Genomic DNA, 14,921 nt, shown 5'->3' with positions numbered 1-14,921 from the left:
CGACCCGCTCTACTTGTCCGGGATCGCCTTCTTGGCGGCGTCCTGCGCTTTGTCGACCTTGTCGGCGTACTTTCCACCGGTCTTGTCGTCGATGAAGTCACCGGCCTTGTCGACTACGTCCTCGATCTTGTCCGAGTTCTCGGCGGCAAGCTGCTTGCCCTTGCCGACGAGACCCTTCAGGTTGTCTGCGAAACTCATTTTTCGCTCCATCTCGTTGAGTGAAAGAACTGGCGAGACGCAAGCTTACTTCGTGCCTGCGACCGGCATTGCTCCGAAGAGCCGACGTTTCTCGCCGTGCAGAGCCGCGCTGATCCACCAGGCGCCCTCGACTGCGACGATGCCGATTGCACCGATGACGACCGCCGACGTCGTCAACGCGATGTTCGACGGGTCGAGTTTGAAGAACGTTCGACAGAACGGGATTGTGAAGAGCGCGAGGTAGCCGACGATCGATCCCGCGATCAGCAGAATCTTCCACCACACATAGGGCCGCGCTACGACGGCGAGCACCCACACGGCGATCATGATCAAGGTGATCAACGCCGTCGTACTGGCCTGCGTGACCTGCTGTTCGGTGGCGCTGGGCCCCTGATATGCGAGCAGGTAGGACACGAATGTCGCGACACCGACGATCACTCCCGACGGCACTGCGAGGCGCATGACGCGCGGCACGAACCCGGAGCGGGCCCGTTCGTTGTTCGGTGCCAACGACAGGACGAAGGCCGGGATGCCGATAGTGAACCACGCTGCGATCGTCACGTGCCGTGGCAGGAACGGATACGGCAACGGCTCGAAGTGGAAGACCTGCGACAGCACACCCGACAGGCCGATGAGGAAGGCCAACAGCACCGAGTAGACGGTCTTGGTGAGGAACAGATTCGAGACCCGCTCGATGTTGCCGATCACTCGTCGTCCCTCACCGACGACGTAGGGAAGGGTGGCGAACTTGTTGTCCAGCAACACGATCTGCGCGACGGCTCGGGTCGCCGCACTGCCCGACCCCATGGCGACACCGATGTCTGCGTCCTTGAGTGCGAGCACGTCGTTGACTCCGTCGCCGGTCATCGCGACGGTGTGCCCTCGTGACTGCAGAGCCCCGACCATCCGACGCTTCTGGTCGGGACGTACCCGACCGAACGTCGTCGCATTCTCGACGGTGTCGGCAAGCTTCTCGATGTCCTCGGGGAGGTCCCGAGCGTCGATCGGATGCCCGTCGAGACCGAGCGAACCGGCGACTGCGCCGACGGACACGGCGTTGTCCCCGGAGATGACCTTGACCGCGACGGACTGGCTCGCGAAGTACTCGAGCGTCTCGCGGGCGTCGGAACGCACCTTCTGCTCGAGAATCACCAGCGCCCGAGGCGTCACGACGCCGGGGGCGGCATCGTCGTCTACCGGGAGGTTGCTGCTGGCGAGCAGCAGAACGCGCAGACCCGCGGAACCTGCATCCTCGGCCTGGCGGGCGATGTCGGTACCAGGGTCGAGCAGTACGTCGGGCGCACCGAGCAGCCAGTTGCCGTGCTCACCGTACGACAGCCCGCTCCACTTCTTCGCCGACGAGAACGGGGCAACCGCACTCTCGGTCCAACCAGGGTCGTTGTCGAACGCTTCCCCGATGGCGAGAACGCTGGCATTGGGACGAGGGTCGTCGTGCGCGAGGGCAGCAAGAACCGACGTCAACGTGCTGGTATCGCTCTCGTCGACGACGCGCAGCTCGGCGAGGCGCATTCCGTTCTCGGTGAGCGTGCCGGTCTTGTCGGCGCACACGACATCCACGCGTGCGAGGCCTTCGATCGCGGGAAGTTCCTGCACGAGGCACTTGCGCTGGCCGAGGCGAATGACGCCGACCGCGAATGCGATGGACGTCATCAGAACGAGTCCCTCGGGCACCATCGGCACGAGCGCCGCGACCATGCCGTTGAGCGCCGGGCCGAGTGACTGCCCCGAGGAGAACAGCTGGTTGTAGATGATCAGTGCCCCGGCAGGAATCATCAGGTACGTGATGAACTTCAGAATCTTGTCGATGCCGCTGCGCAGTTCGGAATGCACGAGCGTGAACTTGCTTGCTTCCTCGGCCAATTGGGCAGCATAGGCATCGCGGCCCACCTTGCTCGCACGGTAGGCACCGCTTCCCGCGACGACGAAGCTTCCCGACAGAATCTGATCCGCCTCGAGCTTGTGAACCGCATCCGCTTCGCCGGTGAGCAGGGACTCGTCGACCTCCAGGCTCGACGCCTCGATGACCACGCCGTCGACGACGATCTGATCACCTGGACCGAGTTCGATGACGTCACCGAGGACCACCTCGTTCGGCGCGATCTCACGTGCCACACCGTCGCGTCGTACCACGGGTTTGCTCTGCCCGACGATTGCGAGCTCGTCGAGAGTCTTCTTCGCACGGATCTCCTGGATGATGCCGATGCCGCTGTTCGCGATGATCAGCAGACCGAACATGCCGTCGACGATGGAACCCGTCGACAGGACGATGATCAGCAGGACACCCAGGATCGCGTTGATTCGGGTGAAGACGTTGCCTCTGACGATGTCCTTGACCGAGCGGCTTGCGCGTGCGGGGACGTCGTTCGATTTTCCTTCGGACCGAAGCTGCGCTACCTGCGCCTCGGTGAGCCCGCTGTCTCGCTGTGCGTCCGCCTCGATCGACATGGGGGTAAGCCTAGGTGCTCTTCGGCTCAGCCGAGGCGCGCCCACCACCGATCGTCGTGCGTGCGGCGAGAGCCGTCGATGCGCTGGCCCGGCATGGGCACAGCCGTGTCGACGCCGCCGTCTTCGGCTGCAGCCTTCAGCCGGACTATCGGCTCCGACCACGGATGGAACGCGAGGTTGAACGTGGCCCAGTGGATGGGAACCAGGAGGCCGCCGCCGAGATCGCCGTGTGCGCGCACTGCCTCTTCCGGGTTCATGTGGATGTCGGCCCAGCGTGGGTCGTAGGCGCCGACCGGAAGCAGGGTCACATCGAACGGGCCGTACTGCGCGCCGATCTCGGCGAACTTGACCGTGTAGCCGGTGTCGCCGCCGAAGAACACGCGGTGTTTCGGTCCTGCGAACGCCCAGGATGCCCACTGCGTCAGGTCGCGTTTGAGACCGCGCCCGGAGAAGTGCCGGGCCTCGGTGCAGGTGATGGTGAGCCCGGCAACCTCGGTCTGCTCGTCCCAGTCGAGTTCGATGATGCGATCCTCGGGAATTCGCCAGTGACGCAGATGGGCGCCGATTCCGATCGGGACGACGAAGGGCGCGCTCTGCAACGAGGCCAACCGCTGAATCGTCGTCTTGTCGAGGTGGTCGTAGTGGTCATGGGAGATGACGATCGCGTCGACGGCCGGGAGCGCGTCCAGCCGAACCGGTGTGGGGTGCAGCCGCGAGGGCCCGACGGCCTGCGACGGAGAGACCCGGTTGCTCCACACGGGATCGGCGAGAATGCGTCGACCGTCCAGTTCGACCAGCACCGACGAGTGGCCGTACCAGGTCACTGCGATCTCGCCGGCGTTCACGGGTGCTACGTGAGGTGCGAGCGGAATGGGTCGCAGAGGCTTGCCCTGCGATCGACGTCTGAGGAACGAGACGAGGATCGACTCGTCACCGCCACCGGTGAAGCTCGAGCTCGGTTCGCTGTTGTGGAACTTGCGATCGCGATACCGAGCCGAATTGGCGGCGTACGGCGCAATCTTGGCGGTGCCGGCGCCGATTTGCGTCGGCAGACCCCATGCGGCCCGAGCGACAAAGGCCGCACTCAGTACGCTCAGCGCGATCGGCACGATCTTCGAGTTCGTCACTCACTCCACAGTAGGTGAGGTGCGACGCGGCGAGGCCTCGGAGCCGGGCATGTTCTCGCTCGGCTTAACGCTGGACAATGGGTAACGGGAGACGAGTCCCGCAGCGTTCTCGCCGCAGCTCGCAAGTAGACTACTTGCGACGGTTTTGCTCTAGAAGGAGATCGCACACAATCATGACCACCGAACAGCGCGAATTTCAGGCCGAGACACGTCAGCTCTTGGACCTGATGGTTCACTCCATTTACTCGAACAAGGACAGCTTCCTCCGGGAGCTGATTTCCAACGCGTCCGACGCCCTCGACAAGCTGAGGCTCGAGTCGTACCGCGACAAGGATCTCGACGTCGACGTCTCCGACCTTCATATCGAGGTCGACATCGACAAAGAGACCCGGACACTCACGATCCGCGACAACGGCATAGGCATGTCGCGCGAGGAGGTCATCGACCTCATCGGCACGCTGGCGAAGTCCGGCACCGCCGAGGTCCGCAAGAAACTGAAGGAAGCCAAGGACGCTGCCGCATCCGAGGAGCTGATCGGCCAGTTCGGCATCGGCTTCTACTCGACGTTCATGGTGGCCGACAAGGTCACACTTCTCACCCGTAAGGCAGGCGAAGCCACCGCGACGCGGTGGGAGTCCTCCGGTGAGGGCACTTACGAGATCTCCGACGTCGACGGTGCGGCGCAGGGTACCTCGGTCACTTTGCATCTCAAGCCGACCGACGAAGAGGACCACCTCTACGACTACGCGTCGGAATCGAAGATCAAGCAGCTCGTCAAGAAGTACTCCGACTTCATCGCCTGGCCGATCCGGATCGACGTCGAGAAGCGGGTCAAGTCCGAGGAGGAAGGCGCCGAGGACACCGTCACGATCGAGACCGAGACGATCAACTCGCAGAAGGCCCTATGGACTCGCCCCAAGGACGAAGTGTCCGAAGAGGAGTACAAGGAGTTCTACAAGCATGTGAGCCACGCATGGGACGAGCCGCTCGAGGTCATCCCATTCAAGGCCGAGGGAACGTTCGAATACCAAGCGCTGCTCTTCATTCCGTCGCAGGCGCCGTTCGACCTGTTCATGCGCGAAGGCAAGACCGGCGTGCACCTGTACGTCAAACGTGTCTTCATCATGGACGACTCCGAGGAGCTGCTCCCCGAGTACCTCCGTTTCATCAAGGGCGTCGTCGATGCACAGGACCTCTCGCTCAACGTTTCTCGTGAGATCCTGCAGCAGGATCGTCAGATTCGCGCGATCCGTCGTCGTCTGACTCGCAAGGTCCTCTCGACGATCAAGGAAATGCAGAACGAGCATGCCGAGAAGTACCAGACATTCTGGTCGCAGTTCGGCCGGGCGCTCAAGGAAGGCCTGATCTCCGACACCGACAACCGCGAGACGCTGCTGACGGTCTCGTCGTTCGCCTCGACCAACAGTGAAGAGGGCTTGACCACTCTCGCCGAGTACGTCGACCGGATGAAGGACGGCCAGGAGCAGATCTACTACATGACGGGTGAGTCTCGTCAGCAGATCGAAAGCTCGCCGCACATGGAGGCGTTCAAGGCTCGCGGCCTGGAAGTTCTTCTGCTGACCGACTCGGTCGACGAGGTATGGGTTGGAAATGTTCCCGACTTCGACGGCAAGTCCTTCCAGTCCATCTCCAAGGGCGAGGTCGACCTCGACACCGAAGAGGAGAAGAAGGACGCCGAGTCCAAGCGCGAAGAGCAGGACAAAGAGTTCGAAGGCCTGCTGAAGTGGATGAGCGAGACGCTGAGCGAAGACGTCAAGGAAGTTCGCCTGTCCTCACGCCTGACCACATCACCCGCCTGCGTCGTCGGTGATGAATTCAGCTTCTCCCCGCAGCTCGAAAAGATGTACAAGGCGTCGGGACAGTTCGTTCCGACGTCCAAGCGCATCCTCGAGCTGAACCCGACGCACGATCTGGTCACTGGGCTCAAGAAGGCTCGCGAGGATCGCAGCGATGATCCCAACCTCGCCGAGACGGCCGAGTTGCTCTACGCCACGGCGCTTCTCGCCGAGGGGACCGAGCTCAAGGATCCGGCAAAGTTCTCCCGACTGCTGGCCGATCGGCTGACCAGGACGGTCTAGCTCGCCAGGTTTCTGGGGGCTCCGCCCCCAGTGGCGCGGTTAAGTGTGCTCCGCATACTTAACCGTGCCACTGACCCGGAGGGTCAGAGTGGGAGCAGATCTAGGGCAGCCAGATAGGCGTCCGCGTCGAAGTCCGGCATCAAGACCGACTGCAGAATGAACCCCTGACAGAGACCGACAACAAGCGGCGCGAGGGCATGCGCACGCGCGTCGGCATCGTCGAAACCCTTGCTCTCGAACCACACTCGCAGATATCGCTCGTACAGCGATCGCAGCTCCACCACAACCGACGACACGGTCGACACATTGTCGGGATCGGCCGCCGCTGCCGCCCATATCTGTACGAGAATGCTCGGATTGCCGAGGTCCCTGGTCATCCCGTTGAGGAAGATCCTCACGACCACCGCCGGTGGTGGCAGCGGGTCCTGCTTCTCCAGGCCGTCGAGATCGTCGGCCCGAGACTGCAGCACATCCCGGGTGACTTGCACGATCAGGTCCTGCTTGCTGGTGAAGTAGCTGTAGATCGCCCCGGCCGACAATCCGGACTCGGTGATGATCTCCGCCATCGACGTGCCCTCGAAACCTGACCGGGAAAAACACGTCAATGCCGCATCGATGATCTGACGGCGGCGTTCTTCGCGATGGACATCGCTGACTTTGGGCACACCTCATATTAAAAACGAATGCTCGTTCTTGACAACTCTCAGCATCGCGCTCACTATAAAAGAACGATTATTCGTTTTTTAAGGAGCTGGCATGAACCTCACCCCATGGCCACGCGTCGTAGCAGTGGCCCTCACCGGATCCGCGATCCTCGCCCTCGTCGTACTGGCATTCCTGTGGCCGTCCGTGACATCGACCGTCCACGACATCCCGATCGCCGTCGTCGGCGACAATCCCGCTGTCACCAGCCAGTTGTCCCGGCAATTCGACGTCCTCCCCGCCACGTCGCGCGAGGACGCAATCGCGCAGCTTCACTCGCGCACGGCCTACGGCGCGATCGTGCTCGGCACACAACCCGAGGTACTCAGCTCGTCAGCCAACGGAACTGTCGTCGGGCAGATGCTCGACTCGGTGGCTGCGCGCCTGAACACCACGGCAACCGACGTGGTGCCGTTCGCGTCGTCCGACGCCCGCGGCGCGGGTCTGTCCGCGATGACGTTTCCGCTCGTCATCGGCGGTATTGCAGGCGGCGTGATCATCTCGATGCTCGTCCGCGGAGTGTGGCGACGCCTCCTCGCCACTGCCGCGTACGGCGTGGGTGCCGGCGTCGTCATCGTCGCCATTGCGGCGGAGTGGTTCGGGATATTGCAGGGCGACACCCTCGCACTGGTCGCAGCGGTGACCATGGCCGTGCTGGCTGTCAGCGCTCCGATCGTGGGGTTGACCTCGGTCGTCGGACCGGCAGGCATCGGCGTCGTCGCCGTGGTGATGATGTTCCTCGGCAACCAGATTTCGGGCGCGGCCGCGCCGTGGCAATTCCTCCCGTCACCATGGGGCGTCGTCGGCCAGTTCTTCCCGCCGGGAGCCGGGGCGACTCTCATGCGCAATCTCTCCTACTTCCCCGACGCTGCGACGGCCCAGGCCTGGTGGGTTCTGGCGTCGTGGATTGCGGCCGGTGTCGTCTTCATGGTGGTGGGACACCGAAAGATCACGGCCTCGGCACACTCGACGGTGCCCGCGTCGTCGATGCCCGAAGCGGCGCGTGTTGCACTGTAGTCATGACCGAACCGCTGTTGATCGAACGCCGCGACAATGTCCTGGTGTGGACGCTGAACAACCCCGACGCTCGGAATCCGATCTCGGAGATCGAGACGATCGATGCCCTCGAAGACGCGGTGCTGGCCGCGAACCGTGATCCCAGCGTGCGCGTCGCGATTCTGACGGGAGCCGGTTCGGCGTTCTCTTCCGGCGGCAACGTCAAACACATGCGCGACAAGGAAGGGATGTTCGGCGGGAGCCCGGCCGAGCTTCGGCAGGGCTACCGGCACGGGATCCAACGTATACCGAAAGCGCTGTACCACTGCGAGATCCCGACGATTGCAGCCGTCAACGGTGCTGCGATCGGTGCGGGTTGCGACCTGGCGTTGATGTGCGATTTGCGCATCGCGTCGACGACGGCCAAGTTCGCCGAAAGTTTCGTCAAGGTCGGAATCATCCCCGGCGACGGCGGCGCATGGCTCCTGCCCCGTGCAATCGGGATGGCGCGGGCGAGCGAGATGGCCTTCACCGGTGAGCCAATCGACGCGACGACGGCGTTGGAGTGGGGGCTGGTATCCCGAGTGGTCGAGCCCGACGAACTACTCGCCGCCGCACACACTTTGGCCGATCGCGTAGCTGCCAACCCGCCGCAGGTTCTGCGGATGACCAAGAAGCTGCTCAGAGAAGGGCAGCATCAGAGCCTGGACAGTCTTCTGGAACTCTCCGCGGCATTTCAGGCCATTGCGCATACGACGTCGGATCACTCCGAGGCTGTGAACGCGATGCTCGAACGCAGGGATCCGAGGTTCGAGGGTAGGTAGCTCCAGTAGCGCGGTTGAGTGCACCCCAACGCACTTAACCGTGCCACTGGCGGCGGAGCCGCCCGACACCAGGCGGAGCGGCTACTTCTGCTCCGGCAGAATGTGCTCGCCCGTCTTGTCGGTACTCAGGGACAGCGAGGAGATATACAAGATCTCCCCTTCCGGACCCGTCTTCGCCGATCGGATCATGTCCGGCCGCTCGAACTCCATACCCGAGACGTGGCAGAGAAGCGTTGCATCCGAGGGGTTTCCATGCTCGTCGAACATCGGAAGGTCGATCCCGTCGTCCGTGCGACGCAGGTAGTACTTCCCTTTGGTCGCGACGGCCAGGATCGGCGGCATGACGATCGCGATGACGAGTGCGACGATCGGCGAGTACGGCTCGAGAGCACCGCCAAGTCCGCCGAAAAATGTCAGGATCGCCAGCCCGGCAGCGAGAAGCATCGACACGAAGCCGACTGGATTGAAGTTGTAGAGCATGCCGCGTCGGAACTCGGGCACTTTCGGCGACAGCTTCAGGATGTACTTGTTGAACACGATGTCCGATGCAACGACCGCGATCCACGCGATTCCGCAGTTCGCGTAGAACCCGAGGATGTCGTTGAGGAAGCTGAACATGTTCGCTTCCATCAAAATCAACGCGATCGCGAGGTTGAACAGCACGAACACCATGCGGCCCGGATAGGTCTTGGTGACGCGGGTGTACGCGTTGGTCCACGCGAGTGAACCGGAGTACGCGTTGGTCACGTTGATCTTGATCTGACTGATCACGACCAGGATCACCGCGAGTGTCATGGCAAGCCAACCGGGCATCATGTTCTCGTAGATCTCCAGGAACTGATGAACCGGCTCGTTCGCGATGGAGGCACCGTCGGCGACGTTCGCGATCAGGTAGACCGCCAGGAACAGCCCCACGACCTGCTTCAATGCACCGAAAATCACCCAGCCGGGGCCTGCGAGCAGTACCGCGGTCCACCAGCGCCGCTTGTTCTCCGGTGTCTTGGGCGGCATGAACCGTAGGTAGTCGATCTGCTCGGCGATCTGCGCGATGAGCGAGAGACACACGCCTGCAGCCAGCATGACCGAGCCGAAGTTCACACCTTTACCCTCGGCACCGTCGGCGCCGCCGTAGGCCATGAACGTGCCCACCGAATCCGGATGCGCTGCAACCAGATAGATGAACGGGAACACCATCAGCACGAGCCAGAGCGGGGTCGTCCAGACCTGCAGCTTCGCGAGCGCCTTCATCCCGTAGATCACCAGAGGGATGACCATCAGGGTGGACACTGCGTAGCCGATCGGCAACGGTATCTTCAGCCCGAGCTGTAGGCCCTGCGCCATGATCGAACCTTCGAGCGCGAAGAAGATGAACGTGAACGTTGCGAATATGACGTTGGTGACGACGGAACCGTAGTAACCGAATCCGCTTCCACGAGTGATCAAGTCGAGATCGATGTTGTATCGGGCCGCATAGTAGGCCAGCGGCAACCCGGTCAGGAAGATGACGACCGCGAACACCAGAATGCCCCACAGCGCATTTCCGGTGCCGTACGCGATTCCGATGTTGGCGCCGATCGCGAAGTCGGCGAGGTAGGCGATTCCGCCGAGCGCGGACGTGGCGACGACGCCGGTGCCCCACTTGCGGTAGCTACGCGGCGCAAAGCGCAGCGTGTAGTCCTCTAGCGTTTCCTTCAGCGCCGTATCGGTCGGCGCGGGCTGCACAGCGGTCATGGAACGACGGTAGAAGCGGCACATGTCGCCGACGTCACGCAAAGTACAGGCGCTGTTACATGAACGGACAAAACCGGCTAATCGGACGCATCGATCGTGCGCGGACCTCCCCCACAGGCGTCGACCAGCAGTTGCAGAAACCAGCCTAGGACCGGCGCGCGCATCGTCCATCCCACCAGCGCCCACCCCAGCGACACGTGTTCGAGCGCGGCTGCGACCGCGCGGGTGCCGGTCAGCGTGACCGCTCCCTCGTACCGCACCCGAGTGAGCTCGTCGGGATGTGTTTCGGCCGCCGCGACGACGAGCCCGGTCGGTGCCCTGCGTTCGAACCACTGCCCGACCCTCGAACACGGGTCGCACGTGACCGACACATAGAGAGTTGCCGGCGCCAGGTTCACGGGCGTCCATCGCGGACTCCATTCTCGGACGGACGCGCGGTAGTCGAGCCACGCCGGACCGAATCTGTCGTCGAGCTCGGTGAGCTCGTGCCACGCGGCAAGACCAGCACCGAAGGCAACACCGACAACGGCAGCCACGACAATCGAGGGCTCCCGAAACAGCGCCGCAGCGATCACCAGGAGCGCGACCGCGGACATTTGCATCGGGTTGGCCACGTACGCGTACGGCCCGATGACCACCATTCGTTTCGGCGGATCCCACGGGAACGGAGTACCACCGCCCACCGTCGCGAATTCGGTGACGGCACGAAGCGCGAAGATCGATATCAGGACACCGATTTGAATCAAGAGCCAATCGAACACGCCGCCCACCTCCCGGAGCCGGAAGAGCCACCCGGTTCCCCCGAGCTCGAACGCGACAGTGGGAATCACGAAGCCGATCAGCATGCCGAAAAGGACGACCTGCAGGCTCGCCCGCACTCGAAGTGCGCGCTCGCGCGCCGTCAGAACTCCGAGCACGACGCCAGGCGCCAATGCGACCGAAACGGCAAGCAACTCGCCCCACCACCACGTCGACTCCAGCGTGACGAGCGGCCGTAGGCTGCCCATTGCGAATACGTCGGCGACAACCAGAACACACACGGTGACTTCGGGTCGCACCCATTCCATCGACAAGACCGGCACCGCACCCCACAGCGCGGCCCATCCCAGAATCACATCGACGGGCACGCCCGCCCACATGGCGCCCTCGGTGCCGAAGCTCCACCATTGTTGCTGAACGGCAAGAGCATTCACCAACATCAGCGCCACCACGTTCCACAGCATCGACAGGAAGGCGGCGCCTCTGACCCGTCGTGTCGCAGTCAGCCACAACGTCCCGGCAAGCAGCATCGGCACCAGGCTCGCGAAGGAACGAAGCGCTGCGACGGACAGACCCGTCTCGACACTCACGATTTCAGGTCGAGCGAATCGATCAGATATTCTGCTGCCCGCTCGGTGACGGCTTTCTCGATCGGACCGAAGTACCAGGCGGGGGCCAGTTCTCGGGTGTAGGTCAAGTCGAGTTCGATGGAGGTGCGCAAGCCGTCGACTGTGCGCCAACTGATGTCGGCGACATTCCAGGTCAACCACGACGAGATGGGAGTGGTGTCGTCGACGATACGAAGCCTGGCCGAGTTCGGCGTTCGGTCCACGACTTCGAAGATCAATTCGGTGGCGTGCTCGCCCCAATGGTGGTCGGCGACGAACAGTGGTCGATGGTGCGCGCCGGTGAACGACACGGTGCGGCGTTCACCCACCTCCAAAGCTCCACCGCTGTCGGACTGCGGTTGCGGAAATCCCCACGACAACACTCCCGGCAGTGACGTGCCGTCGAAATCCAACGGCCGTTCCCAGGCAGCTTCGACCTCGGCAGAACCGACATCGAGCACCCTGGCTGCAGACACCGTCGTAGGGCCCGAGAACGTCGTGGCAGGCACGACGCCTTCCATCGAGGCGAGAACCATCAGCGCCGGCACTGCAACGATCTGCAGACCGGTCTTGTCGTCACGCCCCGGGACGATCTTTTCCACGGCAAGCGCCACGAGAGCACCGACCAGATAGAAGATGGGTGCCGCAATGATGACGCAGATGAAACCCTCACCCAACAGCATCATCGACATCAACAGAAGAACCGTGATCACCTTCATCACGATGCCGACGGCGCTGCGTCCAGGGGCGGACAGCACCACGATGACGGCAACGATTGCGGGAATCCCGACGTAGAACGCTGCCGACTGTGCGGCACCGGATTCCTGTAGCGCCTGCCGCAGGAAAGCCGCCACTGCGAATGCGAGTACGACGCCTACAACGATGGACTGGGCGTAGGTCGGCCTCCGCTTCACCCGACCGGAATCGAGCTCGTCGCTGTGTTCCATTCGCTCAGCGAAGCATACCGATCAGTTCGACCCGATTTCGGGTCTCGGGGCAAATGGTCGACGGACTCACGCCGTCAGCAACGAGAAGTTCGACAGTTCTGCACGCAGCTGAGTCATGGCGCGGTGCTGCGCCACTCGAACTGCGCCCGCGGTCATGCCCAGGGCTCGTCCGGTCTGGGGAGCCGTCATCCCCCATATCACCCGCATCAGCACGATCTCTCGATGCCTCGGCGGCAAGGTGTCCATCAAAGCACTTGCGTGGCTTCGCAATTCACCCTCGACGGCGTGTGATTCAGGCGACTCCTCGGTGAACGGTTCCTCGATCACCAATTCGAGCGAATACGCACGACGTGATGCGGCTTTCCGTCCAGCATCGGCGATCTTGTGCGCCGCGATGCCGTATACGAACGCCATGAAGGGCTTGCCGACGTCGCGGTACTTCGGAATCGCCGAGACAAGAGCCAGACAGACATCCTGAACGACGTCGTCTGCCATCACCTCCGAGTTGCTCACCCGGGTCGCGCAGTAACGCTTCAGCTTGGGCCTGACCAACCCGATCACGTCGGAGAGAGCTGCCATGTCCCCGCCCACCGCGAGTGGAACTCGCGCCTCGAGCATGTCCACGATGTCGTCGTTCGTCATCGCCTCAGTCCTCCCTGCTCACCCTGCGTTTCTTGTGTGATTCGATCCTGTTTCACCGGCGGCTTGGTGAGTACCCACCCCAGGGTGAGGAAAGCCACCCCACGGGGCGGGCATCTTGCACTCTTCGGGAGGGTCCCGATGCGAAACCGCGCAAGCAGAATGAACATCACGTAACGCGGCGCCCGGCGCCGACGAACACTCTTACACACCTGCAGCGCATCGGAGACGAGCATGAGCGAGCGAACACGCAGTAGAAGCCGCGGTCGATCCACAGTGGTCACCGAAGACGGCACCGCTCTCGCCGTGTACGAAACAGGCGCGCAGGATGCCTCCATGACCGTCGTCTTCGTGCACGGCCACTGCCTGGCCAAGGAGTCGTGGTTCGACGTGGCCGCGGCGCTGGAGAAGACGTGGGGCGAGGACATTCGCATGGTGTTCTACGACCACCGCGGCCACGGTTCGTCCTCGGCTGCCGATACCGACTCGTACACGATCGAGCAGCTCGGACTCGACCTCGGAGCGATCGTCAGGACGATGGTTCCCACTGGCAGATACATCGTGGTCGGACATTCCATGGGCGGAATGACGATCATGTCCTACGTCCGCCAGCACCTCGCCGAGCTCGGTGATCGCCTGGTCGGCGTCGGGCTGGTGGCGACGGCAGCACACGGAATCGCCGAGGAGGGAATCGGCGCGTGCCTGGCGCATCCGGCTGTCTCACTCTTCCGAACCGTCGTGAGGCGGGCGCCACGAGTCATGGGCGCATCGAAGCGCCTGAGCAGGGGAATTTGCGCACCGATCATGCGTGCAGCCGGCTGTGGATCACGTCGAGTGAGTCCCCGGGTCGTCGCATTGGCGTCGGCGATGCTCAACGAGACGTCGGTCGTGACGATGGCGGGATTCCTGGGCTCGCTGCACGATTTCGACGAATCGAAGTCGCTGTCGGCTCTCGCCGTGGTTCCGACGATGGTGCTGTGCGGGTCGGACGACCTGATGACACCGCTGCGTCACTCACAGGCGATCGCCGACAATCTCCCCGCCGCTCGCCTCGTCACAGTCGACAATGCCGGGCACATGGTGATCCTCGAGCGTGCGACGGAGGTCGCCGACGCTATCGCTGTCCTCCTCGCCCAGACGTCGGTGACAGCACCACTAAAGGTCGCGCTGTGAGATCACTCCACTCTGGATGGCGCGCTCGGCCAGCCTGACCCGCTTGACGTTCTGCGGCAGATCCTCCACCCCGAATTTCGCGAACAACACCCGCAGGTGCGTCTTGACGGCATCAACGCTGAGGAATATCTCCGTCGCGATCTGCTGATTCGACGCCGGATTCGCGAAGGTCGCGTTGTGTTTGTACGGGCGACACAGCGCAACGAGAACGGCCCGCTGTGTCTCGGTGAGCGATCGAGTGTCCGGCATCTCCGACGCGATCCGTGTGGCCTCGTCGCCGATGCCGGAGAAGTCATGGAACGTGAGCAGGGATGTGCCGATGCGAATGGTGTCTCCGTGCCGCAGCCGTCGTCTACCGGTGAGCCTGTCCCCACCCACGTAGGTGCCGTTGCGCGAGAGGCCGTCGTCGACGATGGTCCAGTGCCCTCCCATCCACTCGACCGCCGCGTGCAGCCGGGACACCTCGCTGTCGTCGGCGAACGAGATGTCCGCCTGCGACGATCGGCCCAGGGTCAGCCGAGCGCGCTCGGGTAAGAGCAGCACTTCGCGGCGCACTCCTCCGTCGCCCTCGTACTGCAGACGCGCGCTATCCCGGTCACCAAGAACCACCGCTACATCCTGCTCCGGCACGGAGGCCGGAGCAAGACGAACA

General features: G+C 63.1%; 13 protein-coding genes. 4 read left to right on the top strand and 9 right to left on the bottom strand.

All coding sequences use genetic code 11. The features are described 5' to 3' along the window. Positions 1–9: 9 nt before the first annotated feature. From ACODSO_RS12520 to ACODSO_RS12510, 3 genes are read right to left on the bottom strand one after another with little or no spacing between them, the layout of a single operon-like run. Positions 10–198, bottom strand: a complete 189-nt coding sequence (locus tag ACODSO_RS12520) for an antitoxin (protein WP_068377589.1) — start codon at positions 196–198, stop codon at positions 10–12. 45 nt (positions 199–243) lie between these two features. Beyond that, entirely contained in the window at positions 244–2,664 is a 2,421-nt protein-coding gene (locus ACODSO_RS12515; protein ID WP_489037224.1) for an HAD-IC family P-type ATPase, read from the bottom strand. Positions 2,665–2,690: 26 nt separating this feature from the next. Continuing rightward, positions 2,691–3,791 carry an MBL fold metallo-hydrolase gene (locus tag ACODSO_RS12510; protein ID WP_489037223.1) on the bottom strand — a complete coding sequence of 367 codons (1,101 nt, stop codon included), beginning with the start codon at positions 3,789–3,791 and terminating at the stop codon, positions 2,691–2,693. Between the two features lie 173 nt (positions 3,792–3,964). Between ACODSO_RS12510 and htpG the strand changes: the two genes are divergently transcribed. Beyond that, positions 3,965–5,890, top strand: a complete 1,926-nt coding sequence (htpG, locus tag ACODSO_RS12505) for a molecular chaperone HtpG (RefSeq protein ID WP_489037222.1) — start codon at positions 3,965–3,967, stop codon at positions 5,888–5,890. An 83-nt stretch (positions 5,891–5,973) separates the two neighbouring features. Here the strand turns inward: htpG and ACODSO_RS12500 are convergent, their stop codons facing one another. Then, positions 5,974–6,555 (bottom strand): TetR/AcrR family transcriptional regulator, encoded by a 582-nt coding sequence (locus tag ACODSO_RS12500; RefSeq protein ID WP_489037221.1) that lies wholly within the window; start codon positions 6,553–6,555, stop codon positions 5,974–5,976. A gap of 91 nt (positions 6,556–6,646) precedes the next feature. Between ACODSO_RS12500 and ACODSO_RS12495 the strand changes: the two genes are divergently transcribed. Both ACODSO_RS12495 and ACODSO_RS12490 read left to right on the top strand, forming a co-directional pair. After that, positions 6,647–7,609 carry a hypothetical protein gene (locus ACODSO_RS12495; protein WP_489037220.1) on the top strand — a complete coding sequence of 321 codons (963 nt, stop codon included), beginning with the start codon at positions 6,647–6,649 and terminating at the stop codon, positions 7,607–7,609. 2 nt (positions 7,610–7,611) lie between these two features. Beyond that, positions 7,612–8,412: a crotonase/enoyl-CoA hydratase family protein gene (locus ACODSO_RS12490; protein ID WP_489037219.1), complete on the top strand. Its 801-nt coding sequence runs from the start codon at positions 7,612–7,614 to the stop codon at positions 8,410–8,412. Between the two features lie 81 nt (positions 8,413–8,493). Here the strand turns inward: ACODSO_RS12490 and ACODSO_RS12485 are convergent, their stop codons facing one another. From ACODSO_RS12485 to shbA, 4 genes are all read right to left on the bottom strand, one after another. Beyond that, entirely contained in the window at positions 8,494–10,143 is a 1,650-nt protein-coding gene (locus tag ACODSO_RS12485) for a purine-cytosine permease family protein (protein ID WP_489037218.1), read from the bottom strand. 77 nt (positions 10,144–10,220) lie between these two features. Continuing rightward, positions 10,221–11,492, bottom strand: coding sequence for a hypothetical protein (locus ACODSO_RS12480; protein ID WP_489037217.1), 1,272 nt, complete (start codon positions 11,490–11,492; stop codon positions 10,221–10,223). Further along, positions 11,489–12,457, bottom strand: coding sequence for a hypothetical protein (locus tag ACODSO_RS12475; protein ID WP_489037216.1), 969 nt, complete (start codon positions 12,455–12,457; stop codon positions 11,489–11,491). The genes ACODSO_RS12480 and ACODSO_RS12475 overlap by 4 nt, the downstream gene beginning before the upstream one ends. A 66-nt stretch (positions 12,458–12,523) precedes the next feature. Next, the gene (gene shbA, locus ACODSO_RS12470) at positions 12,524–13,099 is read right to left on the bottom strand and encodes an RNA polymerase sigma factor ShbA (protein ID WP_489037215.1); all 576 of its coding nucleotides are present in this window, start codon (positions 13,097–13,099) and stop codon (positions 12,524–12,526) included. A 231-nt stretch (positions 13,100–13,330) separates the two neighbouring features. Between shbA and ACODSO_RS12465 the strand changes: the two genes are divergently transcribed. After that, on the top strand, positions 13,331–14,269 hold the full coding sequence (locus ACODSO_RS12465; protein ID WP_489037214.1) for an alpha/beta fold hydrolase: 939 nt from the start codon (positions 13,331–13,333) through the stop codon (positions 14,267–14,269). Here the strand turns inward: ACODSO_RS12465 and ACODSO_RS12460 are convergent. Further along, a complete protein-coding gene (locus tag ACODSO_RS12460; protein ID WP_489037213.1) occupies positions 14,252–14,878 on the bottom strand; it encodes an FHA domain-containing protein in 627 nt (208 codons plus the stop codon). The genes ACODSO_RS12465 and ACODSO_RS12460 overlap by 18 nt on opposite strands. Between the last annotated feature and the right edge of the window lie 43 nt (positions 14,879–14,921).

This window comes from Rhodococcus sp. FG69 (assembly GCF_057808915.1).
Note: the sequence above shows the minus strand (reverse complement) of the source record. Positions and strands in the feature narration are given on the sequence as shown.